Raw genomic sequence first — 23,755 nt, forward strand, 5'->3', positions numbered from 1 at the left:
GGCCAATGCCGACCTTGAGCAGGCGGCGAACCGGCGCGAGCCTGCAGGTACTTCGGGATGGGGAGCACTATCGCTGACGGGCTCGCTCACCGGCTCGTCGTGCGCCGGCTGCAACCGATCCTGCAAATCGCGCTGCAACCCTCGTGCGCCCGATTCCTCGTCCTTGCTGACGGACGTATGATCTTCGGGAACGGGCTTCTGCTGTTCCTGATTCTCTCCTTTTGTGAGACGTCAAGCCCAACATATTGCTTCATAGCCCCTCCGATTCGTGTGATTGCGTGCAGGCTTGAAGATAGCGGACCTTTCGTCCCGCGGGCGCCGACCGCAATTATGTCATCGTGTGGGGTCCGGACGCCGATCGGCGTCCCAAGTACTTGATTGACTTCGCGCGTACGGGGGTCAATGTTCAGCGTCGATTCACAGCCAACTCTATCTCGCCCACGGCGACATCAGCCCCTGAGTCGGTTTTGCAGTGCCTGCCGATCGACGACGAGCTGGTCCAGGTGGACTGTCTGCCCTCCTTGCTCCAATTGCCTAACCAGCGCCCGCGTCCCGTCCACGACAAAGACGCCGCAATCATAAGTGTTCTGCTGCTGGGCCATGCCGGCTGGCTCCAGGCGGAGTTGCAGCCTACTTGCGAGATGCTCTGCATGCTTTTTGTTGAGTCCCCTGTAGGAATCGTAGTGGTAGGCGACCGGCTGCCCCCGGTCACTGCGATCAACGAACAGCAGCGACCAATGGTTGCCGAGGTTATTAGGATCTTCAGGGTTGGCATTAATCACGGGCAGGAACAGGAAGTCGGCTGTATCATTAAATTCATCATCATGGACGATGCGCTGGAACTCGGTTTGCACGACGCCATCGTCGTTAGAGCCCAGATAATTTAGGACGATGAGGGGATTCACGAACCGCGTCCGGGCGGCGAGATCCGGATCGTTCCTCTGCAAATCCTGCTCCTGGAGCCGGTAATCCCTGTCGATATGCTCGTCGCCCAGCCATTCCGTGTCCTCGAGCACCAGCCCGTGGCCGTGAGACGAGACTGTCGGATCTAAAGCCCCGATCTGAGCATTGGCGGAGGTGATCGGAAACGGCCGTACAGAATTAGCATCGTCGCGTGATTCGGACGGCGTGGGCGCAGTCAGATCAACCAATGGAAAACCGCGGTAGGTGTCCGAGCGCGCCCTGGCAGCGGGCGCCGGCGCAAAGTGAGCATCGTCGCGCAATTCCCACGGCGTGGGCGCATCCAGATGCACCAATGACTCAAGGCCGCCGTAGATGTCTGAGGGAGCCCTGCCGGTTGATGGTGAGGCCGGTTCTTGCATCTGCCGTCGCGCCAGCTCCTCGCGCAACCACGCCAAAGCTTCATCATCCGAGAAGGCTGGCGCCGGAGAAAGCCCCTGCGGCGAGCCGGGCTGTCGAGCGCCCTGGTGATGCCCCGGTACTGGCCCGGCAAACAGCGGCCGAAAGTCAGGCGCCGGGGCCCAAGCATTGTCACGCAACTCGAATGGTGTGCGCGGATTCGGATTAACCGCTGCCTCAAGACCGGCGTAGGTGTCTGAGCGAGCCCTGGCAGGATGCGCCGGCGCAAAGTGAGCATCGTCGCGCAACTCGGACGGCGTCGGCGCATTCAGATCAACAAATGGCTCAAGACCAGCGTAGGTGTCTGAACGGGCCCTGGCAGGATGCGCTGGCGCAAAATGAGCATCGTCGCGCAACTCGGACGGCGTCGGCGCATTCAGATCAACAAATGGCTCAAGACCAGCGTAGGTGTCTGAACGGGCCCTGGCAGGATGCGCTGGCGCAAAATGAGCATCGTCGCGCAACTCGGACGGCGTCGGCGCATTCAGATCAACAAATGGCTCAAGACCAGCGTAGGTGTCTGAACGAGCCCTGGCAGGATGCGCTGGCGCAAAATGAGCATCGTCGCGCAACTCGGACGGCGTCGGCGCATTCAGATCAACAAATGGCTCAAGACCAGCGTAGGTGTCTGAACGAGCCCTGGCAGGATGCGCCGGCGCAAAGTGAGCATCGTCGCGCAACTCGGACGGCGTCGGCGCATTCAGATCAACAAATGGCTCAAGACCAGCGTAGGTGTCTGAACGAGCCCTGGCAGGATGCGCCGGCGCAAAGTGAGCATCGTCGCGCAACTCGGACGGCGTCGGCGCATTCAGATCAACAAATGGCTCAAGACCAGCGTAGGTGTCTGAACGAGCCCTGGCAGGATGCGCCGGCGCAAAGTGAGCATCGTCGCGCAACTCGGACGGCGTCGGCGCATTCAGATCAACAAATGGCTCAAGACCAGCGTAGGTGTCTGAACGAGCCCCGGCAGGATGCGCCGGCGCAAAGTGAGCATCGTCGCGCAACTCGGACGGCGTCGGCGCATTCAAATCAACAAATGGCTCAAGACCAGCGTAGGTGTCTGAACGAGCCCTGGCAGGATGCGCCGGCGCAAAGTGAGCATCGTCGCGCAACTCGGACGGCGTCGGCGCATTCAGATCAACAAATGGCTCAAGACCAGCGTAGGTGTCTGAACGGGCCCTGGCAGGATGCGCTGGCGCAAAATGAGCATCGTCGCGCAACTCGGACGGCGTCGGCGCATTCAGATCAACAGATGGCTCAAGCCTGCCCTTAGCATGTGACGGGGGCCTGGATGGTGATGCTGGTTCGTGCAGCTGTTCACCCAACCAAACCCAAGCTCCCGCGCTTGGGCTTGCCGGCGTTGAGGGAAGATCCTGCGCCGAGCCGGGATGCCGATCGCCCCACGCGGCCGGCGAGCTCGGCTGCTCAGGGCCTGGCAGCTCCAGCTCTCGGTTCGCCTCGATGAGTTTTAAGTAGCTGCGAAGATGCGACAAATCGGGACGGTATCTTGCGCCTCCGGTCCGTTGGAACGCCAGCACATCGTTGTCCAGCGTTAACTGCTCCTTGCTAGAGCCGTTAAGTCGCCCGATGATGCTCCCTTTGCGATTCCCTTTAAGCCACGCACTCAGCGCGCGAAGACGTGTCGCCCGCTTTTGCGCAGACCCCTTATCCTTCGCAGTTTTAACATGTTTCAGAGCTTGGCTCAGCGCGCCCTCGATGAGGGGCGCATCTTCTGGATGAGGAACCAGGCGACGTGGGGCACCGAGGACGCGGGGTTCGGGAGCTTCGGCTTCTTCACCCCCACGCAAGAGCCGCCGGAGAACATCCAGGGCCGATGTAATGCGGTGCTGGGGGTCACGGCCCAATCTCCGGTACGCCGCAATTTCCTCATCCAGCGGTGTACCTTTTCGTAGCCGAGAAGCTACGGACCCCCCATGCTCTGCGTTGACCCAGCGAACAAATCTCCCAAGCCCGGAAACACTGTTATTGATGGCGCCTGGGGTGAGCTTGCGCCGCTTGGCGTCTACACGAAACCTCGCCAAGAGCTCCGCGTCTTCCCCCGGGAGCGGCTCGCCGATCAGCTCGTTTTGCGACAGCATCGGAGCCTGCATCTGCGATGGGGACGCCGCCAGTTGATGGGATGGCGTCTGCATCAGCTGCCGCTCAACGGCGACGCCCTGCGGATTGCTTAGCGTCTTCTGCCTCTTCGCTGATCTCAACTCCCCTATATCATGCTCATTGATGACGAGAACCTGCTCGCCTGGCCCGAGCGGGTTCCTGTGACGTTTATCCGTCAGTTCGTCGTCATGGTGGCGCCAGTTCAGGGACCCTGCAGCATCCAATGCCAGGCCATGCGGCGGTGAAACCCCATGGTCGGCGCGGGGCAAGTTCAAGTCACGAAAAGACCCTCCTGCATCCGCTGCTTGTTGATGGTGCGCAATTGTCTCGATAGGCGGCGAGGAGCTGGGTCCGTCCATCGTCTCCAAAAGCAGATCCTGCTGGTTCGCAGGCAGAGTCTCCGGCCAGCTGATAGCTCCGCTCGAGCTGTGCTGTGCAGTCGCGGCCCGGGTCCGGCTCGGCTCAGCGCGAACCGCGCCTTCGAAATCAGGAACGGGGCGAATATGAGGCCGGAGCTCGATCGCTCTAGCACCCGCCGGCGACCTCAGGAGATGAGCCAGCGCGGCCCCGGCTTTTCTGCGGCCACGGGGGTCCGCCTCCTTATACTGGCTGACATCATTATCCAGCGAGCCGTCGCCAAGTCGAGCAGCAATGCCGGGCTTATCGTTCTCACGGAGGTAATCACTGAAATCGATAAGAAGAGTTGCATACTTCCTGACGGTGTTGGCGGTGCCTGACGCTGCATCTTCCTTGTACCCTTTGATGAGATCCGCATCTTGGGAATAGGGATTCAGCTCAACCCGGCTTGCAATCGGCGCGATGCCGCCCGGCGATTGGGAGGCTCGAAGATGAACCAGTGGCGTAGCGATGGCCTGCCCCTCCTGCTTGCCGAACTCCAGGGCATCCTCGACCAGCGACTCTTCGGAAAGCCGGGCAGCAATGCCCGGCTTTCCGTTCTTTACGAGCCAATGCCCCAATCCGAGAAGACAACGTACATTGCGCCTGACGGTGCGCTCGGAGGCCCCAGCCTTGAAGAGTGCCGGCCCGAGCCCCTCAATAAGAGACGCATCGTCGGAATAAACAGGATCCATGCCGCTTCCTGCGAAAACCAAATTTGCATGGCCGAGCGGCAGCGCCGACGCATTCAGCGTCGTTCCACCGCCTTCACCGTGCGGAGCCGGCGTATATGGTTGCCCGCTCGCCCGCACGATGGGTCGCGCCTCAGATCGCGATGCATCCGCTTGATAGGCGCGGACCTGCATGAGCACGGGAGCGGACAGGACAGCGACCTCGCTCAGCTGCCGCTGAAAGGCCGCCGCCTCTGCCGACGAGTCGGCTGGAGAGGCATCTTGCGCGTCCACGCTATCCGTTTGTTGCCCCCCCCGATTCATTGAGACGAATTTCATGTGTACTCACTTTCGAAGATGAAGAGCCTGGAGCGCTGATCGCATGCGCCTGGACTTGAGACGACACATCGCCGGCATTTGACGGTTCAGCTGCCAAGCGAAAGGAAGTTGGGGTCACGACGCTCCCGATCGAATTTCAATCGGACCCTGTTGATCTGTTCGAGGAAGCCCGCGCCGGCTTCGAGCTCATCGAGGATTTCCTCTCGGTGAGAAACGGTCCACTTGATCGTGTCACCACAGCGACGCTCTGGCGCGGGACACCCAGGTAACTACATCCCGAGGCGCGCGAACTGCATCGACGCGTGCTCCGCCTCGGGAAGGGGATGCCACGGCTGGCCGCCAGCTGCGGTGCGCAACAAGGACCTACAGAACGCCGGCGTGAGCTTGCCGCGGTGGATCACGACGTTCTCGCGCCCCGTCGCAGCTCGAGCGCTCTGCCAGTCCTGATTGTAGCCGCGCTGGTCATTGGACTTCACGTGGCAAGCGGCGAACCCGGCATCGCTCAGCGTTGCCAACTGCCTGGCATGTACCGGCCGCTTGGTATGGATGTGCACCCACATCGGGCTTGGCGTCGCGCCATTGCGCAGGGCCTTGGGCTGCAGCTTGATCTCGAACAGTGTCCCCGGATCATCCTTCAAGGCGCGCGGTGAATTCACAGCCGCCAACTCCCCGGCCGCTCGCAACTGTTCAAGATACTTCTGGGACGGAAACGCGTAGGTCTTCATGCAATCGATCGTGATCACCGCCTTTCGCGCCGTGAAAGAGTTTGCCTGTCCCTGCACCTCGGACAACATCGCCTTGAGCCGGGCTATTTTGTCGTGCACTTCCGGCACTTGCGCAGGCGTGAGTAGGACACGTCGGCGAGGCTCCTCCAGCGCGGCTACACTGGCCTCAATCTCGGAGGCCTGTGTCTGCAGGCGCTTAACGACGAGATCCACGGCGTGATCGGCGTCCTCGGGCTTCCCGTGGCGCGCTTGCGAGACCGCGCTTTGCTGAGCCGGCAGATCGAACTGCAAAAGTTCGTCCAATCGCTTGAGTAATCCGGTCAGTGCGTTCCTGGAGGGCGGAGCCTGCAATATCTCCAGGTGCCCGGTCGCCGACGATGACGCCCTCGCGAGTGCCGCCTCCTCCGCGCTCGCGAGTTTCTTCGTACCCAGATCCGAGAGTACGATCACCTTGACTGTCGGGGCCGTGGCAGCGTCGGGCGTGGCGAGCTGCGGCTCGCGCGGCCCGGCCGCCGAACTTCGCTCGCCTGCGGCCGGTGCGCGCTTGCCCTTCCCCTCCCTGCGGGCCGCACCCCCCTCAACCACTACGGCAGTCCGGGCCGTCGGCTCAATCACGGCGGGCGTCTTTGGCTGCACGTCCAAAAGACGCGTGACGTCGTCCGCGGTGACCCATGCACCATCCGCGATCTGGCCCAACAGTTTTAATGGAAGGTCGGCATCCGTTCCGGCGTCCCTTAGCCTGGTAACGATTCCGTGCACCCCTGAGGCAAATTCCGAAAGCCGCTCCATGACTCCTTCCAGAACGGTGCAGTGGTCTGCGTCGAGTGCCGCTCCGTTGCTGCTCAGAACGGCTTCGGACGCCGAGTTAAATGCCGGAAAAACATCCTCGATAAAGGTCCCGAGCAGACGCACCCGCCCATCCTCACCCATGAGGGCGTCGCTTACAGCTGGTTCGAACGTGCTCGCCCGCGACTCAATTAGAAGCTGAGCAAGAGCAACCTGCGATTGCAGATACACGCACTTCGTATAAAGTGCCCAGCCGGTCTGCAGGCGTAGTGCGGCCTCTTCGGCCTGCCGCATCTCGGGCGTGGTGCTCGGCAAGTTGGCGGTGGCCGCGCAGACGGACTGCATCCGTTCCATGCGCAATGCCTTCTTTCCCCACCCCTCCATGCAGGCCTCGTAGTGCTTCGCCACGCTGGATACCGCTCGGCTCAGCTGGTCAGGCTGAGCGTTGGCAACTCGCATATTCTTGAGCAAGGCTGTTGCTTTCTTCCTGCTCTTCTCCAGGTCGCCGATAATCCAGGTGGCCACGATGTCGCATTCGTTTCCCGCAGCGATAGTTTCCTCGCGGAGTCGGCGAGCCCGACCGTCGGAAAGGAGCCCGCGCGCCATGTCCGGGGGGAGGCTCGCGTAATAGCCCAGAACTTCCGAGCCTGCCTTGACGACTTGATCGATCAGCTCTTGCGCCTCCGACGGGTTCGGGTTCCGGGCTCGTGTGGCTGCATTTTTAGAAGCATCAAGCCCCGCAAGCAGGCTGCGCATTTTTTGCTTCGCTGCCTTGATTCCGTCGCCACTTGAGGAAATCTGGACTGCCACCGCCGAAGCTGGTGGCAGGCTCACGAGCGGAGCCGTTCTATCTCGAGGCCCGGAGCGCATCCGCTCCACGACAGAGTCGAAAGATTGCCCGCCCTCCCCGGGGGCGGGACCGAGCTCCGGGCTCGAACTACTCGATCCCCATGCGCCGTCGGCTCCTGCGGGCCCAACGTGCGATTTACCAGCTCGGCCAATGCCTGTCATATTCCACCTCCGATGAAGTCGAGAGTGCGCAGCCAGTCTGCATAGACTGGCTGGCTGACGAGTAGCTGACGTAGGGCGCTTCTCCCCGATTCACAGGAAAACCCGGATCACCGTGGGGTGCAATTCCATCGCGCCTGGCGTGCTGCTGGAGGCAGCGGGGCATCGTCAACTTAATCGACCGCGAGCCGAAGGAGGCGCTTCTCAAAGGTTCGAGATTCGGCGATAGCGCTTGTCGCGGAGATCTCGCGCCAAGTCGCAAAGGCTCGCCCGCGCGAAGCACGACGGAAGTCGGCAGTGACGGCTCCAGAATAGGGGATGTGGAAAAGGTTCGCGACCTGATCGTGAACTGACAGAAACCGTTGAGCCTGACGGGACGATTTGAAACGCTCCATGATCCGCTCGCGCCGCCGCGTCGGCTGATGAGAATTCTCGGCCCAATTGTTGAGAGCTTTGTGCTGGCGATGTTCGACGTGAAAGCCCATCTTCGCCCTCGCAGCGCCGTACGAACGGAGCTTGTCCGTGATTGTCCGTCGTCAGATGGTCGTTCAGCCGCCGGCGGCATACAACGCGCCGGATTCGAGCGAATGGTGGCGGAGGTTTGCCTCGGCAAGGTTGGTGCGGTTTGCGCCCGCGAGGTCTCGCGCTTCGCCCGCAACAGCCGGGATTGGCAGCAACTCATCGAGATGTGCCGCGTGGTCGATACCGTTCTGGTCGATCAAGAGACCATCTATGCGCCAAGGCACGGCAACGACCGCCTGCTGCTCGGGCTCAAGGGCAGCCTCAACGAGTACGAGCTGGATCTGTTGCGCCAGCGCTCGCTCTCGGCCCGCTACGAGAAGGCGCGCCGGGGCGAGTTGGTTGTGACAGCGCCCGTCGGCTTCGTGAAGGCCGGCGACCGTTATGAGAAAGACCCGGATCGGCGTGTCCAGGAGGCGATCAAGCTGGTGTTCGACAAGGTCGAGGAACTGGGCAGCGCGCGACAGGCGCTCTGCTGGCTCCATGAGTACAATCTCGATCTGCCGGTGAAGCAGACCAACGGCGACACGGCCTGGCGGCGACCAAACTACTCTGCCATCCACCGGATCATTGAGAACCCGGTCTACGGCGGCGCCTATGCCTATGGTAAGACAGCTGTGGCGGCGGGATACAGCACCGCGGGCGTGAGCCTGAAGATCCGCCGCAAGGCGCGGAACGAATGGCTGACGCTGAAGCCCAACACTCACGAAGGGTATGTGAGCTGGGAGAAGTTCGAGGCGATTCGCACCATGGTCAGCAGCAATGTTCCCACCAGTCGGCATCACGGCGCGCCCAACCATGGTGACGCGTTGCTGGCCGGTCTGATCCGCTGCAAGCGCTGCGGTCGCAAGCTCACACTCCGGTACTCCGGCATGGAGAACCATATCCCGCGCTACAGCTGCAACCGTGCCTGGATGGATAATGGCGGGGCCCACTGCATCGCCTTCGGCGGACTGCGCGTCGATGACGCCATCGAGGAATCGCTGCTTGGAGTCGTCGGTCCGGGCGCTGTCGCCGCCGCAACCGCTGCCGCCAAGGGAGCCAGGGAACGGCGCGATCAGGTACGCGATGCTCTCAGTCGCGACCTCGAAGCGGCGCGCTATGCCGCCGACAGGGCTTTCCGGCAATACGATGCCGCTGATCCCGCGAACCGGCTGGTGGCCAGTGAGCTGGAAGCGCGCTGGAACAGGGCGCTCGCTCACGCGGCGGAGGTTGAGGCCAAGATCGCCATGCATGATGCGGCCACGCCCGCACCCCTTGCCGATCCAGTCTCGCTCGGCGTTCTGGCCTCGAACCTCAAAACGGTCTGGGATGCGCCGACGACGGGTGCTCGCCTCAAGAAGCGCATTGTGCGCACCCTCATCCATGAGGTCGTGGCCGATATCGACGACGCGGCCTCGGAGATCGTTCTCATCGTCCATTGGGTGGGGGGGCGCCCACAGCGAGTTGCGCTTGCCGAAGCGCCGGCGCGGACAGCGCAACAGCACCTCTGCCGATATCGTCCAGGCCGTGCGTCAACTGGTGCTGATCGCCAGCGACGATCTGATTGCCGGCCTCCTCAATCGCAACGGCCTCAAGACCGGCAACGGCAATCGCTGGACCCGCGAGCGCGTCACATCAATGCGCTCGAACTACCACATCCCGGTGTTCAAGCCCGCCGAGGACGCGATCGAGCCATGGCTCGGGGCTTGGCAACCTTGACCATCACGCTACTCAACAAAACAGGTTATCGAACCTAGCTTAAGCATCTCGCGCCCAGGGGCGTTCCCGCTTGAAATTCCACGATACTGATCGCCGCGCTTCCGGGAAAAGATAGCAGCTCTGGCAAACGGCGGCGCTTGACTCCAAAGGAACAAAATGAGAACCTTTTGCAGTCTCATTTATTGCGGAAACGGCTGATGTCTCAAAGTCCCATGCCTATTCCGCAAGGCGACGAGGACCCGCTTGAGGAGTCTGTCGATCAAGCCCTTGCCGCGTGCGGTGGGGACGTTCGCGCTACGATCAAGGCTTTGATACTTGCAAACCAGTATCTGGAATCCGAGGTCGCCGAACTGATGAAGTCAGTCTCTCACGCCTACGCGCGCGGAAGATTTCATCCCTACAACGGCTAGGAGCGGAGGAAATGTCAGAAGTAACCTATTACGTCGCATTGCCCTTCGTCGCCGCCGATGACGGCATGGCGCCTGGAGAGCCGACCGAGTGCTTCAATCCTAATGCGGCGGTCATGCGCGCCGAGGCTCTGTCGCGAAAGCCCGGGCATATCGGCGCTGTCGCGTTTTCGCGAACGGGCGATCCAGCCACCGGCGATTTCAGCGACGCCAAGCTGATCAGGAAGTTCGGTGAGGTCCCAACCGACCTGAGTGCGCTTTAGCGCGACGGAAGGCCACTCTCCGCGCTGGCGCGAGCGGGTCAAAGCCGCGTAGCGCCCATCGGGCTTGGCCTTGACGCGATCAGGACAGAATGGACCTTTTTTTGCCGCGAAGCAAAGCGGAGCCGAGCGAAATGCAGCCGCAAGAGCATCAGCATAGCGACCGCGAAGCGGGATGCGGGACCGACTGCGGCGACGAGACCGGTTAAGAAGGCACCCGGCGCACGCAGCAGTGATAGCGGTGCCGTAGGCAGCTGCTTGACCGAGTGCCTCCGGCGAGGAGTGCATTATGCCTTGCGTGAGGGATTGTTACCCGCATGGGCGGAGACGGCGCAGCGGCTCCGGGCTAAGCCTAAAGCCCGGCCCGCGGGGGCACGCCGTATTTAAAAGGCCCCCCCCCGCAGGAGAGCCTTAGCATTTCGCAAACAGGATGAAGGCCGCGGCAAAGCGCTCCCGGAATCCAGCATCGCCCGGCAACGCAATCGCCGCTTCAGTGACAAGCTGGGCTTCAGCCAGGGCCTCAACGGCCCGAACGAATTCATCCTTGCGCCAGTGTGGCCAAGAAGTCTTGTCGATAAGGTCGCGAAACGCGTCCACGAGCCTAGCCGCTTCGGCTACCGACCGGGCATCTAGTCAGGCTCCTGGTCGGCCTGGGGCTTCGGTTCGCGCAGCACGATTTTACCCAAAACGGCCAAGCCGGGCGCGATCACGATATTGAAACCCTTGCCGTCATCGTTCGGCCAAGCGGCGCCGATCCGCGTCCATGTAGAATTTCGGCCGTCACCGGCCACAGCGAAGGCATCGTGCGTGGGCTTTCGACTTTCAGACATGAGGTTTCCTTTTCAAAACGAGGGATGTTCATCATGACCGACAATCCGCGCCAGGGCTCGGCGCGGGATGACTTCTTTCGGGCCTCGGCGCTGCAACTGCTGACGGCGTTGATCGCCGATGTCTGTTTGTCCGGTCATACGGAAAAGAAGGATCAGCACCTCCGCCAGGTCCGCGCCAACCTGTCGGAGCCGGAGCCGAAGTTGCGCCAGCGGCTTCAGACGATTTACGACAACTCAGAGTCCGGATTCGTGAAGGAGAATGTCGCGCCCTTCATCGCCATGACGCCAGAGACCTTCAGCGGCGTCTACGCCAATGCGGTGAAGGAAACCCACTGGCTCTCCTATGGCAACTATGCCGCCCTGGTGTCCGGATCGAGCTTCACGACGGCCGAGCTCGCGGAGGGCCGGACGGACGTCTTCATCAATCTCGACCTGAAGACCCTGGAGAACCATGCCGGCCTCGCCCGCGTCACCATCGGCTCGCTGCTCAACGCCATCTACAATCGCAATGGCGAAGTGACCGGCCGCACCCTGTTCCTGCTCGATGAGGTCGCTCGCCTCGGCTACTTACGCATCCTCGAAACCGCGCGTGATGCGGGCCGCAAATACGGCATCACCCTCTTGATGCTTTACCAGTCGATCGGCCAGATGCGCGAGGCCTATGGCGGGCGTGACGCCACCAGCAAATGGTTCGAAAGCGCGTCCTGGATCTCCTTCTCGGCGATCAACGACCCTGAAACGGCGGACTACATCTCCAAGCGCTGCGGTGACACGACGGTCGAGGTGGATCAGCTGAGCCAGTCCTCGCAGACATCGGGTTCCTCCCGCACCCGGTCCAAACAGCTCGCGCGCCGGCCGCTCGTGCTGCCGCATGAAGTGCTGCGCATGCGAACGGACGAACAGATCATCTTCACCGCCGGCAACCCGCCGCTGCGATGCGGACGCGCCATCTGGTTCCGGCGCACCGACATGCGCGCCTGCGTCGGCGAAAACAGGTTCTATCGGAGAGACGCTGGTCGGCGTCGCTGATCATCGCGAACGCGGCGATGAGAAAGACGTGGGCGGCATACAAACGACCGGCTGGTTCCCAGGCAGAGAAAGAAAGGGCGTACGTGGAAGGGCAGTATTGTCTGGGAACGGAAAGCCGAGACGGAGCGCATCCAGCAACGACGGCATACCGGGCTCGATGCTCGGCTCGTCGTACGAGCCGGCGCATCATCTCGCCCGCCACCTGTAAGCCGCCTAATTTTTGGTAAGCGACGTTCGCGTCCCATTCGCAAAGGTTTGGCGTGGGGATTGCAGTCTGTTGATCAACGTGTTTGCAAATCGTTGGCGGGGGGTATGGAGGCGGCAACGACGGAGAATTACGAGGTGCGGCCGAACGACCAGGGCAGGAGCTCGTCGATCCGGGACTGCGGGTGACCGGTTGCGATCGCTTTGAGCGTCGCTTTCATCCAGACGTAGGGCTCCACGCTGTTGATTTTGCAGGTGGCGATGAGCGAAGCTATGCGCGCCCATGAACGACCACCTTCGTCGTGACCAGCAAATAAACTATTTTTACGCGTCAGAGTCAGCGGCCTGATTTGATTTTCGACGGGATTGGTGTCCATCTCAACGCAACCATCGTCGAGAAACAAGGTGAGGCCATCCCAATGGTTCAGGAGATAGGCGATCGCCTTGCCCATCTCGCTGCCCGGCGACAGGCGAGCGGCTTGCTCGCGCAGAAACCTCTCGAGTTCAGCGACGAGCGGCCGTGATCGCTCGTTACGGGTCGTTTGCCGAGCCGGGGCGTCGGCGCCACGGATCTCCTTCTCGATCGCATAGAGTGCGGCGATGCGCGCGAGAACGGCTTCGGCGATGGGTGAGCCGGCTTTCGGAGTCGCTGCGATGATCTTGCGCCTTGAGTGGGACCAACATGCGGCCAGCCGCAGCGGCACGCCGCCTTTGCGCTTGGGCCGTGCGAGCCGATGATAGCCCTGGTATCCGTCGACCTGAAGGATGCCGTCGAAGCCCTCGAGGATGCGCTCAGCATGGTCACCACCGCGTCCTGGCGCGTAGTGGTAGACCACGATTGGTGGATCAGCGCCGCCGTGGCCGCGATCGTCGCGCAGGACAGCCCACAGATAGCCGGTCTTCGTTCGGCCCCGGCCCGGATCGAGCACAGGCGCCCTGGTCTCGTCTATGAACAAGCGGCCCGATTGCTTCATCACGACGCTCATGCGCTCGACCAGCGGCGCGAGGTGGAAGGCGACCGTTCCCATCCAGTCTGCCAGAACGGCGCGATCGATGAAGATGCCATGCCGAGCCAGAACCTGCGACTGACGATAGAGTGGCATGTGCTCGCTGAACTTGGCGACCGCCACCTGCGCCAGCAGCGCCTCGGTGGGGATGCCACCCTCCACGAGATGGGCGGGCGCCGGCGCCTGAGCAACACCGGTGCAGCCCTTTGCGCAGGCGTAGCGCGGTCGCACCGTCTCGATCACACGATACTGGGCGGCCATGACATCGAGACGGCGGGAGCGATCCTCGCCGATCTGGACCATCCGGCCGCAGCCGCAGGGACACTCGAGGTTCTCGGGTTCGATCACCTGCTCGATGCGCGGCAGGTGCGCGGGAAAGGCACGGGCAGCGCGCCTGGTCCGGCGGCTGGACGGCGCCGTGCCGGCGCGGCGCGCACGATCGTCCTGGCGTTCCTGGACTTCGGCGATGGCAATCTCGATGTCCTCGAGAACCAGTTGCATCTGATCGGGATTGAACTTTTCCGAGCGTTTACCGAAACGTGCGCGCTCGTACTCCTTCACGAGCAGTTCGAGGCGTTCGACGCTCTCTTTGGACGCAGCCAGTTCACTCTCGACATGAAGGCGCGCCGAGCATTCATCGTCTGCGCGACGACGCTCGGCTTCAATCATCGCTTCCTGCGCGCGGAAGAGCGCGCGCAAATCGGCGGGCAGCGCTGCAAGACGGGCGGGATCAATGGGGGACGGCGGCACATCCGCAAGCTATCATCCCAAAGCCCCGCGCGAAACAGGTTGGCGGGTCTGAGTCAGTTCGCCGCAGCTGGCGTCGCGACAATCCGTTCGCCCACTCGCTTCCAGTTCAGCCCAGCACGCGCGTCAGATGCATGACGCCGTCGCTGATCTGCGGCCACTCGAAACGACCATCGCGGCCAAGGCGCTTGTAGACCAAAACGAGGCCCGTGCCGTCCCATAGCAAAATCTTCAGCCGGTCGGCGCGCTTCGAACGAAAAACCACGATCAGGCCCGAATGCGGATCGAGCCCAAGCGTGTTTTGCACAAGACCGGCCAGCGCGTCGTGCCCGCACCGGAAGTCAACAGGACGCACAGCAAGCACAATCCGCAGTCCCTGCGCCGGAATGATCATGCGCCGCGCTCGATCGCAGTCACGATCTCCGCGATCCGCACCGCCGACACGTCCGCATCCAGGCGGACCGAAACCTTGCCAATCGTAATCTCGACGGGCCCCTCGCTCTTGCCTGACGCCACTGGATCGCTCAGCTCGATCGACACGAAATCCGCCGCGTCGTCCGTGACCAATGCGAGCCGGCCAGCACGCGCCAATCTGCGCCACGTCGTCAACTGCTGGGCCTTCACACCATAACGCCGTGCGACATCACATACCCGGGCGTCGGGCTTCATGCTCTCGAAAACAGCGCGCCCCTTGATCTCCGCAGACCATAACCGGCCTCCAGAACGCGTCCGGCGCGTAAGCTTCCCCACAAAGCCATCAGCTTCGGCTTCCTCCCCCGATTGTTCCATCGCCTTCAGTCTCCTCTCGGCTCTCTGACAAGCCAAGGATCGCAGAGCGAAAGCCGAAGCGAAACCAGTCAATCAAATGGGAGAAAAGCTCCGCTTACGAAGAACCGCATCCTGCTCGACAACTATTACCTACCCGGTGATCTCGAGCGTCAAGTAGGAGCCTTCGTCGAACGCTATAATCACGTCCGCTATCATGAGAGCATCGACAACCTCACGCCAGCCGATGTCTACTTCGGCAGGGCTGAGGCGATCCTCGCAGAACGAAACCGCATCAAGCGCGACACCATCGCGAACCGCCGCTTGCAGCATCAACTGCAGGTCACTTAAACTCTAACCCTGATGAACCAGAGCCTCCCTTCTCAAAAAGCCTGACCAGTCTCAAATTATCTGACGACGGACAAAAAGCTTCGAACGCTCAGGACATCCTTTGTGTTACGACCGTCGATATATCACGTCGGTTCGGGTTCCTGTAACGCTCGGCGAGACTCTTGAACACCTCCCCCATCTGATCTGACCGAACAGTAAACTCCCCATAGTTTGGGTCAAAGAGGGTCGTCATTCCATTCGATGTCGAGGTTGCGATTGTGTGTTTGCCACCTGCGGCGAAACGCAAGCCGAGCAAATAGACCGATGGATCGGCGGTGACTTCGTTCACTATTCGGGCAATGCGCGAAGATGAGCCAAAACTGTATCGCGTATGTTTGTCGGATGGCTCCAAACCCGCGCCACGCAACATTGCGCTTCTGGCCTGAAGGTTGTGAGAACCTCCCACCCCGTCGTTTCGCAACTGATTCTTGATTTCTTCATACCGCTGCTGCCGCATTGCCGCCGAGGCATGGCTTTGAGTGCCCGGATGCAGCGCACTCATTCGGGCTGAGGGGCTGCTGTGGAGATTGAGCAGCCACTCCGCGGCCAAACCGACGCAGATACCGTCGACATTGGCCCGAGGCAATTCAGCAGTCCTGTATTCGAACAAAGCACGGATCGGCCTTGCCGGAGAGGATGGATCGGAATCGGATGATAAAGAGGATGCGCTTGGATCTAAGCGGCCTGGACTGTAAACGTTTGCGTCCGAGGTATGTGGCCTGCTGCAGCAGCCGCCCATTTGGTCGAACAACTCCTCATCCGACAGGCTCTCCTGTTTGGCGCAATCCGTAAGTGCCTGCGCAAAGTTGCCACTGTCCGCCGACTGGCTCGGTCCGTCAGCCCGATTGGAGCCTATGGATTGTCCACTAACTCGATTATACACGATGGTTCGCCTGCCTCTTCAGCGCCCGTTTGCTCAGATCGAGTGCCGGCTAATGATGTTGCGACAAGCTGACGACGAGCTGACGAGCAGATAAGCCCGGAACTGTTATCGATCCATGTCCCGATGTTTGGCGAATATACGCTCGGCTTTGCGGTCGGCTGCATAGACATAGGCGATGCCGGCCGGATCGAGGTCGCGCCAGGACCTGTCGTCGGCGGCATAGGCCCAGAGCTGGCCGGTCTTGGTGCGCCCTCGACCGGGATCGAGCACCGGCACCGTCGTCTCGTCGGCGAACAGCTTGGACCTCGCTCGAAGCACCGCAAGAAGGCGCTCATGCAACGGGCGCAGATGGAAGGCGGCATTCCCAACCCAGTCCGCCAGTGTCGATCGATCGAGAGTGATGCCCTGGCGGGCATAGATCATTGACCTGCAGATAGTTAGACAAAACTGCCCCATGTCATTGATGTTTGATAGCCAGTTAGCCCGATCTATTCACGAGAGCACGGTCGTTCTTGACGTCTGACGGGGGCTGGCGGCTGGCGTGGGTGACCGTCCGGCCTTTTCTCACCGGGTTCTACATCAAGCTGTTTTGTAGGCGATGGAGGAGTGGGGCGGGTGAGCGGGCGCAGGCCCGGTCGGTTACGGACCGAGCGGGAGCAGCGCGCCGGGCAAGCCGCGGATCAGGTCGGCTTCGGGACATGCCGCGGCAAACGCAAGGCGAATGCGGCTCGAGGTCTCGACCACACGGGCGGCGAGCTTCAAGAGCCGAAGACGCAGCGTCGCGAACTCGGCAGCGGCCAATTCCCGGACTTTGGGAATGGCCTCGCGCACGGTCAGCATCAGCCAATAAGCGGCCGTATGGAGCACGAGACGGACCTGGTTGGCGAGCGCCGAACGGCAGCTGGTGCGGTCGGAGGCGAGCTGCGTCTTATGCAGCTTGATCAGATTCTCGGCTTGGCCGCGCGCGCAATACAGGCTGTCGTAGATCCACTCGGCCGAGCCGACATCGAGGCTGGTGACGACGAAACGGATGTCGAGGCCGAGCATCGTCGCCTCAATACGGGCGACGGTGCGCCGTTCGCGATCCCAGGACTTTGCCTTGTGGCGCGTCTCGGTATAGCCACGCAGAACCGGCAGGTTCTCGATGGCGCGTCGGGTGCGGATGTCGTCGGCGACCTCGTCGACTTTTCTGGCGAGAGGCTTGGTGCCGGACAGACCGAAGATGTAGTCGATGCCGTTGGTCTCGCACCACGCCATGGCCTCCGGCCGGGCATAGTGCCCGTCGCCACGGAACGTAATTCGCGTGTTGTGCCACCGCGTCCGGATATGCCGTACCAGGCGGCGCAGAAGGGCACGCACCTCGACGCCGCCCGGCGTCTTGCCGGGCCTCAGCACGACCGCCACGGGACGGCTCTTCTCCGTGTCGTAGACGTGGATCGGCAGGAAGCAGCGTTCGTCATAATGAGCGTTGAACAGCGAGAGCTGCTGATGGCCGTGGACGACGTCGCAGGTATCATCGATGTCGAGCGTGACGGATGCCGGCTCGCGCGGGTAGCTATCCATCCATGCGTCGACCAAAATGTAGGTCAGTCGGATCACGTCGCGCAGGCGCGGAGCATTCTCCAGCCGCGACAGCGTCGGTTGGGAACACAGATCGCGGCCCGTGTCCGGCAGCCGTCCGCAGGCCAGCTTGAATGCGGGATCGGACCGCAGATGATCGAGGTCGTCGGCGTCCTCGTAGCCGCAGCAGATCGCGAACATGCGCGCGCGGAACATATCGACCAGGCTGTGCACGACCCGCGTCGGATCGCGCCGATCCGGGAACACCCGGGCCAGATTGTCGGCCAAGCCGAGACGCCGCTCGGCCATCGCCAGAAGCATCACGCCCCCGTTCGAGGTTAGGCGCCCACCATCGAAGGCAGCTGTGACTTTCTTGGCGTGAATGGCTGGAAACGAGAAGGGCGGAATCGTATCGTCGGTCATGGCGGGCGTGGCGTTCGCGGTTGGAGGTGATGGGGTTGGCTTCACAACCGAATCCTACGCCGTATCAGCGCTTTACACCACGCTCGCCAGCCTCTCGGGCGCCTCTTACGAATAAGACAGGTTAGATGGCGATAAGTGCTCTAAGCGATTGTCATTCCTCAAGAAACATCAGCCTGAAAATCGCAGTGTCGGTGGTTCGATTCCGCCCCTGGGCACCATCAATTCATTCCCCGGCTTCCGCCATCCTCCGCTAATGTGCTAGAAGTGCTTGAAAATAAGCGCTTTCTGGTTCGCTGACGTCCGTGTGGCTCCGCCTCCATCCGGTGAGTTTGTTGGTAGGGCCGTTGGTATCTCACCGGAAGCGTGTTGGTAGATTGTGCCGGGGGACCGTAACCGATGCCGCTTTCAGATGCCGCCTGCCGCTCCGCCAAACCGGGGGACGACAAACCGTACAAAATCAGCGACGCCGGCGGTCTGTTCCTTCTGGTCGAAAAGAACGGATCGCGGCTCTGGCGTCAGGCGTACCGTTTCGACGGGAAGCAGCGCCTGATTGCCTTAGGCGCCTATCCCGCAATCAGCCTCGCTGCCGCCCGGACCGCGCGGGATGAGAATAAGGCTCTCTTGGCGAAAGGCGTTGATCCATCGGCGCAACGGAAGCTGGATCGGGGCGCCGCCCGGATCGCGCGGACCAACACCTTCCGGATCGTCGCCGATGAATTGATCGCCAAATTCGAAGCCGAAGGCGACGATCCGTCGACGATCGAAAAAAAGAAATGGCTGATAGGATTGCTGAACGGCGACATTGGCGATCGTCCAATCGCTGATATTGCAGCGCCGGAATTGCTGGACGCGCTTCGCAAGATCGAACGTCGCGGTCGCTATGAAAGCGCCCGGCGCGCGCGCAGCCTCGCCGGCCGCGTCTTCCGATACGCAATCGCCACCGGTCGCGCCGAACGCGATCCAACCGGCGATCTTGCCGGCGCCCTCATTTCGCCGAAGGTTCAGCACCGGGCCGCTATCACCGAGCCAAAGGCCGTCGGCGCGCTTCTGCGAGCCGTCGACGATATCGACGGTCAAGTCACGACGCGCGCGGCGTTGCAGCTGATTGCGCTTACCTTCGTGCGGCCGGGCGAACTGCGTCATGCGGAGTGGAAGGAATTCGATGTTCGCGGTGCAATCTGGAACATTCCTAAGGAAAAAAATGAAACTGCCGCGTTCCCATAGCGTGCCTTTGTCGCGACAGGCGATTTCGATCATCGAAGGTATTCGGGAAGTCACCGGGACGTCGGCGTTCCTGTTTCCGCAAATTCGGTCTTGGCATCGTCCGATCAGCGACGGCACGTTGAACGCCGCCCTTCGCCGGCTTGGTTACGACAAGACCCAAATGACGGCGCATGGCTTCCGGTCGACCGCGTCGACGCTGCTTAACAAAAGCCGTCTTTGGCATCACGACGCGATCGAACGTCAGCTCGCGCACATGGAGGCCGATGAAGTTCGCCAAGCGACAGGTCCATGGACATGCCCAGCTGCGCGGCCGGCTCCATCATGCCCATAACCTGATTTTTCGTCAGGCCACGCGCGGCAAGCTCGCGCTGAGCTTCCAAAACCTGAATGTCGTTAAACTTGGTCTTGGCGCCCAGCGGCAAAAGATATTAGCGGCGGAAACGATGGATGCTTGCGCCAAAACGTCAGCGTCGTCGGGATCGTAGAGCCAAGTACAAAGCAGGCACAAGGCGATATGTTTCTCGAATGGGTGCGCCTCCGATCTTTCACCAATCAACAGCGCAATGAATTTGCTAACGTCTCTTTTTAGGCGTCCAGTCATGGCCAAGTCGATCTTGTAAATGATTCCTGTTGCTTAAGGCCAGGAGCGACTTGCCAGAGGAGGAATTATGGCTGACAGTTATCCCGGACGTAACGGTATTTAACTCGACAAGTGGACGCGGAGAAGCGGCGAACTGATAGGTTTTGTACAGACAAGGTATCGGGGGATTGAGCTATTTGACCTCCGCCTGTGGTACAAAAAGGATGGCGGGCACTATCCCTCGCCATCTGGAATCAGTTCCGAGAGGGCGAAATAGAAACATTGTATCGAGCAATTCGCAAGGTTAGGTCCGTGATCAAAGCACGAAAGTGAGTAATTGATCGACACAGGAGCGGAGATGCAAGCCGGATCAAGTTTAAGTTCGTCTCCATGATGGTAATCAGACCTTCATTCTTTGCCTGGTAGGGGCGCCTAGTACCCGGAATCAGAGCTGAGTGATACGGCGGCCTTTGAAACGGCGTTGACGGACCTTTTTCTTGGTCCAGACGAAGGGCTCGGCTCTGTCGTTGTATGCGTTGACGTAGGCATCGATGTGTTCCTGAAGCTGCTTGAGGCTCGTGAAGGAGGTGCCGCTGAGCGACTGCCCCTGCAAGATGGAAAACCATACTTCGACCTGATTGAGCCATGACGCACTTGTCGGCGTGAAATGAAATTGCACGTTGGGGTGGGCCTTGAGCCAGTCCTCGTTCTTTTTATGGGTGTTGAGGTTGTCGAGGATGACGTGAAGCTTGCGGTTCGGAAAAGCCGCGGTGACGCTGTTCATGAAATCGAGAAACTCGACGCGGCGCCGGCGTTTTGAATGGGTCGCGATGATCTTTCCGGTGGCGACTTCGAGCGCCGCAAACAATGTTGTGGTGCCATGCCGCTTGTAATCGTGGCTTTGGCCGGTCAAGGCGCGGCCATTGGGCAACTTCAGATAACCCTGCGCTCGCTCCAAAGCCTGGATCGAGGGCTTCTCGTCCACGCACAGCACAATGGCCTTCGCCGGCGGCGCGACATAGAGGCCGACAACATCGGCGGCTTTGGCCGTAAAGTTCGGGTCGTTGCTCTCGCACCAGGACTTGCGAGCCACCAGGTCAATCTTGTGGCTGCGCAGGAACCGCCAGACATATTGGACATCGACATCGCCCAGCGCCTCGGCCAGCAGGGGGCCGGTCCAGCGCGCAAACCCTTGCGGTGGCGGCTTATCCAGCAGCTTCAGAATCCGCTTGTCGGTCGTCTTCGTATAGATCGGCTGCTTGCCAGGCCGCGGCTTGTCTTGCAGCCCTTCAAGGCCATGGTCGGCATAGCGATGCCGCCAAAGGCTGACAATCCGCGGCTGGACCCCAACTTCCTTGGCGATCGACCGGGTGCTGCGCCCATCCGCCGCCAACAGAACTATCCGCGCCCGCTTCAAATCGCGCTGCAACGTCACCGGTGAGCGACAGCACGCCTCAAGCACCTTGCGATCTTTCCTCGAAAGGTGGACTTCTCTTGCTTCGGGTATCATCCCGACCTTGAATCACGACTCACGCTCCAAGAAAAGTGGGTAGTGCGAACCCGTCCTTCGAATAGCTCGTCCAGCTCACGGAGCCGGATGATCGAACGATCGATGATGGTCACCTCTGCGCCCAGACCAGCCGCCATGCGCGCGGCGTGCGTACCGACGACCCCACCTCCAATCACCACGATTCGGGCAGGCTGAACCCCGGGCACCCCACCGATCAGCAGCCCTCGCCCCCCCCTGTACTCCGCTTTAGCCTGTCTTATTCGTAAGAGGCGCCCGAGAGGCTGGCGAGCGTGGTGTAAAGCGCTGATACGGCGTAGGATTCGGTTGCGAAGCCACCCCATCACCTTCAACCGCGAACGCCACGCCCGCCATGACCGATGATACGATTCTGCCCTTCTCGTTTCCAGCCATTCACGCCAAGAAAGTCACAGCTGCCTTCGATGGTGGGCGCCTAACCTCGAACGGGGGCGTGATGCTTCTGGCGATGGCCGAGCGGCGTCTCGGCTTGGCCGACAATCTGGCCCGGGTGTTCCCGGATCGGCGCGATCCGACGCGGGTCGTGCACAGCCTTGTCGATATGTTCCGCGCGCGCATGTTCGCGATCTGCTGCGGCTACGAGGACGCCGACGACCTCGATCATCTGCGGTCCGATCCCGCATTCAAGCTGGCCTGCGGACGGCTGCCGGACACGGGCCGCGATCTGTGTTCCCAACCGACGCTGTCGCGGCTGGAGAATGCTCCGCGCCTGCGCGACGTGATCCGGCTGACCTACATTTTGGTCGACGCATGGATGGATAGCTACCCGCGCGAGCCGGCATCCGTCACGCTCGACATCGATGATACCTGCGATGTCGTCCACGGCCATCAGCAGCTCTCGCTGTTCAACGCTCATTATGACGAACGCTGCTTCCTGCCGATCCACGTCTACGACACGGAGAAGAGCCGTCCCGTGGCGGTCGTGCTGAGGCCCGGCAAGACGCCGGGCGGCGTCGAGGTGCGTGCCCTTCTGCGCCGCCTGGTACGGCATATCCGGACGCGGTGGCACAACACGCGAATTACGTTCCGTGGCGACGGGCACTATGCCCGGCCGGAGGCCATGGCGTGGTGCGAGACCAACGGCATCGACTACATCTTCGGTCTGTCCGGCACCAAGCCTCTCGCCAGAAAAGTCGACGAGGTCGCCGACGACATCCGCACCCGACGCGCCATCGAGAACCTGCCGGTTCTGCGTGGCTATACCGAGACGCGCCACAAGGCAAAGTCCTGGGATCGCGAACGGCGCACCGTCGCCCGTATTGAGGCGACGATGCTCGGCCTCGACATCCGTTTCGTCGTCACCAGCCTCGATGTCGGCTCGGCCGAGTGGATCTACGACAGCCTGTATTGCGCGCGCGGCCAAGCAGAGAATCTGATCAAGCTGCATAAGACACAGCTCGCCTCCGACCGCACCAGCTGCCGTTCGGCGCTCGCCAACCAGGTCCGTCTCGTGCTCCATACGGCCGCTTATTGGCTGATGCTGACCGTGCGCGAGGCCATTCCCAAAGTCCGGGAATTGGCCGCTGCCGAGTTCGCGACGCTGCGTCTTCGGCTCTTGAAGCTCGCCGCCCGTGTGGTCGAGACCTCGAGCCGCATTCGCCTTGCGTTCGCCGCGGCATGTCCCGAAGCCGACCTGATCCGCTGCTTGCCCGGCGCGCTGCTCACGCTCGGTCCGTAACCGACCGGGCCTGCGCCCGCTCACCCGCCCCACTCCTCCATCGCCTACAAAACAGCTTGATGTAGAACCCGGTGAGAAAAGGCCGGACGGTCACCCACGCCAGCCGCCAGCCCCCGTCAGACGTCAAGAACGACCGTGCTCTCGTGAATAGATCGGGCTAACGAGGTAGAGCCCCTGGGTGCCGCCATCGGAACGGTGACGTTATCATCGACCGCGTAGCGACGATGAAACTCCTCGACCGCACCGAATCCCTCATCGGCCCACAGAATATCGCCAATGCCGAGCACCAAAATCCGCTTTTTCTCTGTTGAATTGAGCATCCGCTTCCCAGTCAATCGCCAAACCAATGCTCACCTACTTGATAGAAGGGAAGCTGCGGCGCGACACGACGTCGTCCCAGAGCACCGCGTAGATGTGGACCAGCGCGAACATCACGATCACCCACAGGCCGAGATGATGCCAGGTGTGAAAGTCCTGGCTGTTCGGCCAGAGTGAAAACACCCAGCCGAACACCTTGTACTGCCAGCTGTCAGTACCGGCACCTTGCCCGTAAAGTGCATAGCCCGTGACGACCATGAACGTGATCGTCTGCGTAAACAT

General features: G+C 61.4%; 18 protein-coding genes and 6 pseudogenes. 9 read left to right on the forward strand and 15 right to left on the reverse strand.

The genetic code is table 11. The annotated features are described in order from the left end of the window. Positions 1 to 449 precede the first annotated feature (449 nt). From ACFLEY_RS43420 to ACFLEY_RS43430, 3 genes and pseudogenes are all read right to left on the reverse strand, one after another. Positions 450 to 4,883 carry a Ulp1 family isopeptidase gene (locus ACFLEY_RS43420; protein ID WP_060909263.1) on the reverse strand — a complete coding sequence of 1,478 codons (4,434 nt, stop codon included), beginning with the start codon at positions 4,881 to 4,883 and terminating at the stop codon, positions 450 to 452. Positions 4,884 to 5,152: 269 nt separating this feature from the next. Then, positions 5,153 to 7,405 (reverse strand): hypothetical protein, encoded by a 2,253-nt coding sequence (locus ACFLEY_RS43425; protein ID WP_060909264.1) that lies wholly within the window; start codon positions 7,403 to 7,405, stop codon positions 5,153 to 5,155. A 181-nt stretch (positions 7,406 to 7,586) separates the two neighbouring features. Further along, a pseudogene (locus ACFLEY_RS43430) lies at positions 7,587 to 7,938 on the reverse strand (DDE-type integrase/transposase/recombinase); the annotation flags it as partial. Positions 7,939 to 7,989: 51 nt separating this feature from the next. Between ACFLEY_RS43430 and ACFLEY_RS43435 the strand changes: the two are divergent. The 3 genes from ACFLEY_RS43435 to ACFLEY_RS43445 all read left to right on the forward strand — a co-directional run bounded on the left by ACFLEY_RS43435 (position 7,990) and on the right by ACFLEY_RS43445 (position 10,292). Beyond that, positions 7,990 to 9,660, forward strand: a complete 1,671-nt coding sequence (locus ACFLEY_RS43435) for a recombinase family protein (protein WP_249163456.1) — start codon at positions 7,990 to 7,992, stop codon at positions 9,658 to 9,660. A gap of 159 nt (positions 9,661 to 9,819) precedes the next feature. Beyond that, positions 9,820 to 10,032 carry a hypothetical protein gene (locus ACFLEY_RS43440; protein ID WP_060909265.1) on the forward strand — a complete coding sequence of 71 codons (213 nt, stop codon included), beginning with the start codon at positions 9,820 to 9,822 and terminating at the stop codon, positions 10,030 to 10,032. An 11-nt stretch (positions 10,033 to 10,043) separates the two neighbouring features. Further along, on the forward strand, positions 10,044 to 10,292 hold the full coding sequence (locus tag ACFLEY_RS43445) for a hypothetical protein (protein WP_028181469.1): 249 nt from the start codon (positions 10,044 to 10,046) through the stop codon (positions 10,290 to 10,292). A gap of 408 nt (positions 10,293 to 10,700) precedes the next feature. Here ACFLEY_RS43445 and ACFLEY_RS43450 read toward each other — a convergent pair whose 3' ends face one another. Further along, a complete protein-coding gene (locus ACFLEY_RS43450) occupies positions 10,701 to 10,886 on the reverse strand; it encodes a hypothetical protein (protein ID WP_060909266.1) in 186 nt (61 codons plus the stop codon). Between the two features lie 32 nt (positions 10,887 to 10,918). Then, positions 10,919 to 11,119 carry a hypothetical protein gene (locus tag ACFLEY_RS43455; RefSeq protein ID WP_035666406.1) on the reverse strand — a complete coding sequence of 67 codons (201 nt, stop codon included), beginning with the start codon at positions 11,117 to 11,119 and terminating at the stop codon, positions 10,919 to 10,921. A 27-nt stretch (positions 11,120 to 11,146) separates the two neighbouring features. On the opposite strand from ACFLEY_RS43455, the pseudogene ACFLEY_RS43460 reads away from it, so the two are divergent. Beyond that, positions 11,147 to 12,148, forward strand: a pseudogene (locus tag ACFLEY_RS43460) (type IV secretory system conjugative DNA transfer family protein); the annotation flags it as partial. Between the two features lie 335 nt (positions 12,149 to 12,483). Here ACFLEY_RS43460 and tnpC read toward each other — a convergent pair. From tnpC to ACFLEY_RS43475, 3 genes are all read right to left on the reverse strand, one after another. Next, positions 12,484 to 14,028, reverse strand: coding sequence for an IS66 family transposase (gene tnpC, locus ACFLEY_RS43465; RefSeq protein WP_224517700.1), 1,545 nt, complete (start codon positions 14,026 to 14,028; stop codon positions 12,484 to 12,486). Positions 14,029 to 14,215: 187 nt separating this feature from the next. Further along, entirely contained in the window at positions 14,216 to 14,500 is a 285-nt protein-coding gene (tnpB, locus tag ACFLEY_RS43470; RefSeq protein WP_396604435.1) for an IS66 family insertion sequence element accessory protein TnpB, read from the reverse strand. After that, the gene (locus tag ACFLEY_RS43475) at positions 14,497 to 14,895 is read right to left on the reverse strand and encodes a transposase (protein WP_026192391.1); all 399 of its coding nucleotides are present in this window, start codon (positions 14,893 to 14,895) and stop codon (positions 14,497 to 14,499) included. Before ACFLEY_RS43475 ends, tnpB begins: the two co-directional genes overlap by 4 nt. A 99-nt stretch (positions 14,896 to 14,994) precedes the next feature. On the opposite strand from ACFLEY_RS43475, the pseudogene ACFLEY_RS43480 reads away from it, so the two are divergent. Beyond that, positions 14,995 to 15,222 (forward strand): annotated as a pseudogene (locus ACFLEY_RS43480) (IS3 family transposase); the annotation flags it as partial. A gap of 88 nt (positions 15,223 to 15,310) precedes the next feature. On the opposite strand, the gene ACFLEY_RS43485 reads toward ACFLEY_RS43480, so the two are convergent. The 3 genes and pseudogenes from ACFLEY_RS43485 to ACFLEY_RS43495 form a co-directional block, all read right to left on the reverse strand. Next, the gene (locus ACFLEY_RS43485) at positions 15,311 to 15,871 is read right to left on the reverse strand and encodes a YopT-type cysteine protease domain-containing protein (protein WP_249163594.1); all 561 of its coding nucleotides are present in this window, start codon (positions 15,869 to 15,871) and stop codon (positions 15,311 to 15,313) included. A gap of 411 nt (positions 15,872 to 16,282) precedes the next feature. After that, a pseudogene (locus tag ACFLEY_RS43490) lies at positions 16,283 to 16,573 on the reverse strand (transposase); the annotation flags it as partial. 210 nt (positions 16,574 to 16,783) lie between these two features. After that, positions 16,784 to 18,127, reverse strand: coding sequence for an IS1380-like element ISBdi2 family transposase (locus tag ACFLEY_RS43495; RefSeq protein WP_396604436.1), 1,344 nt, complete (start codon positions 18,125 to 18,127; stop codon positions 16,784 to 16,786). Positions 18,128 to 18,523: 396 nt separating this feature from the next. On the opposite strand from ACFLEY_RS43495, the gene ACFLEY_RS43500 reads away from it, so the two are divergent. Genes ACFLEY_RS43500 through ACFLEY_RS43510 form a run of 3 tightly spaced genes read left to right on the forward strand, consistent with a single transcriptional unit; the run spans position 18,524 to position 19,836 of the window. Beyond that, positions 18,524 to 19,351 carry a phage integrase central domain-containing protein gene (locus ACFLEY_RS43500; protein ID WP_060909270.1) on the forward strand — a complete coding sequence of 276 codons (828 nt, stop codon included), beginning with the start codon at positions 18,524 to 18,526 and terminating at the stop codon, positions 19,349 to 19,351. Further along, on the forward strand, positions 19,329 to 19,682 hold the full coding sequence (locus ACFLEY_RS43505; RefSeq protein ID WP_211434577.1) for a tyrosine-type recombinase/integrase: 354 nt from the start codon (positions 19,329 to 19,331) through the stop codon (positions 19,680 to 19,682). Before ACFLEY_RS43500 ends, ACFLEY_RS43505 begins: the two co-directional genes overlap by 23 nt. Continuing rightward, positions 19,615 to 19,836 (forward strand): hypothetical protein, encoded by a 222-nt coding sequence (locus ACFLEY_RS43510; RefSeq protein ID WP_171901087.1) that lies wholly within the window; start codon positions 19,615 to 19,617, stop codon positions 19,834 to 19,836. Before ACFLEY_RS43505 ends, ACFLEY_RS43510 begins: the two co-directional genes overlap by 68 nt. Before the next feature lie 540 nt (positions 19,837 to 20,376). Here the strand turns inward: ACFLEY_RS43510 and ACFLEY_RS43515 are convergent. Both ACFLEY_RS43515 and ACFLEY_RS43520 read right to left on the reverse strand, forming a co-directional pair. Further along, on the reverse strand, positions 20,377 to 21,441 hold the full coding sequence (locus ACFLEY_RS43515; protein ID WP_026192128.1) for an IS630-like element ISRj1 family transposase: 1,065 nt from the start codon (positions 21,439 to 21,441) through the stop codon (positions 20,377 to 20,379). Positions 21,442 to 21,482: 41 nt separating this feature from the next. After that, positions 21,483 to 21,674: pseudogene (locus tag ACFLEY_RS43520) on the reverse strand (FAD-dependent oxidoreductase); the annotation flags it as partial. A gap of 137 nt (positions 21,675 to 21,811) precedes the next feature. Between ACFLEY_RS43520 and ACFLEY_RS43525 the strand changes: the two are divergent. Further along, positions 21,812 to 23,155: an IS1380 family transposase gene (locus tag ACFLEY_RS43525; RefSeq protein ID WP_396604437.1), complete on the forward strand. Its 1,344-nt coding sequence runs from the start codon at positions 21,812 to 21,814 to the stop codon at positions 23,153 to 23,155. Between the two features lie 156 nt (positions 23,156 to 23,311). On the opposite strand, the pseudogene ACFLEY_RS43530 reads toward ACFLEY_RS43525, so the two are convergent. Both ACFLEY_RS43530 and ACFLEY_RS43535 read right to left on the reverse strand, forming a co-directional pair. Then, a pseudogene (locus ACFLEY_RS43530) lies at positions 23,312 to 23,475 on the reverse strand (hydrogenase expression/formation protein); the annotation flags it as partial. 34 nt (positions 23,476 to 23,509) lie between these two features. Further along, positions 23,510 to 23,755, reverse strand: a complete 246-nt coding sequence (locus tag ACFLEY_RS43535) for a cytochrome b/b6 domain-containing protein (RefSeq protein WP_249163611.1) — start codon at positions 23,753 to 23,755, stop codon at positions 23,510 to 23,512.

Source organism: Bradyrhizobium sp. YCK136, from assembly GCF_044570075.1.
GTDB lineage: Bacteria > Pseudomonadota > Alphaproteobacteria > Rhizobiales > Xanthobacteraceae > Bradyrhizobium > Bradyrhizobium diazoefficiens.

Excerpts from the sequence above, each read along its gene's own strand:
- ACFLEY_RS43525 (WP_396604437.1), top strand. The coding sequence starts at position 21,812 with ATGACCGATGATACGATTCTGCCCTTCTCGTTTCCAGCCATTCACGCC.
- ACFLEY_RS43445 (WP_028181469.1), top strand. The coding sequence starts at position 10,044 with ATGTCAGAAGTAACCTATTACGTCGCATTGCCCTTCGTCGCCGCCGAT.
- ACFLEY_RS43425 (WP_060909264.1), bottom strand. The coding sequence starts at position 7,405 with ATGACAGGCATTGGCCGAGCTGGTAAATCGCACGTTGGGCCCGCAGGA.
- ACFLEY_RS43495 (WP_396604436.1), bottom strand. The coding sequence starts at position 18,127 with ATGACCGACGATACGATTCCGCCCTTCTCGTTTCCAGCCATTCACGCC.
- ACFLEY_RS43510 (WP_171901087.1), top strand. The coding sequence starts at position 19,615 with ATGAAGTTCGCCAAGCGACAGGTCCATGGACATGCCCAGCTGCGCGGC.
- tnpC (WP_224517700.1), bottom strand. The coding sequence starts at position 14,028 with ATGATTGAAGCCGAGCGTCGTCGCGCAGACGATGAATGCTCGGCGCGC.
- ACFLEY_RS43435 (WP_249163456.1), top strand. The coding sequence starts at position 7,990 with ATGGTGGCGGAGGTTTGCCTCGGCAAGGTTGGTGCGGTTTGCGCCCGC.
- ACFLEY_RS43500 (WP_060909270.1), top strand. The coding sequence starts at position 18,524 with ATGCCGCTTTCAGATGCCGCCTGCCGCTCCGCCAAACCGGGGGACGAC.
- ACFLEY_RS43515 (WP_026192128.1), bottom strand. The coding sequence starts at position 21,441 with ATGATACCCGAAGCAAGAGAAGTCCACCTTTCGAGGAAAGATCGCAAG.
- ACFLEY_RS43475 (WP_026192391.1), bottom strand. The coding sequence starts at position 14,895 with ATGGAACAATCGGGGGAGGAAGCCGAAGCTGATGGCTTTGTGGGGAAG.
- tnpB (WP_396604435.1), bottom strand. The coding sequence starts at position 14,500 with ATGATCATTCCGGCGCAGGGACTGCGGATTGTGCTTGCTGTGCGTCCT.
- ACFLEY_RS43535 (WP_249163611.1), bottom strand. The coding sequence starts at position 23,755 with ATGTTTACGCAGACGATCACGTTCATGGTCGTCACGGGCTATGCACTT.
- ACFLEY_RS43440 (WP_060909265.1), top strand. The coding sequence starts at position 9,820 with ATGTCTCAAAGTCCCATGCCTATTCCGCAAGGCGACGAGGACCCGCTT.
- ACFLEY_RS43420 (WP_060909263.1), bottom strand. The coding sequence starts at position 4,883 with ATGAAATTCGTCTCAATGAATCGGGGGGGGCAACAAACGGATAGCGTG.
- ACFLEY_RS43505 (WP_211434577.1), top strand. The coding sequence starts at position 19,329 with ATGAAACTGCCGCGTTCCCATAGCGTGCCTTTGTCGCGACAGGCGATT.
- ACFLEY_RS43455 (WP_035666406.1), bottom strand. The coding sequence starts at position 11,119 with ATGTCTGAAAGTCGAAAGCCCACGCACGATGCCTTCGCTGTGGCCGGT.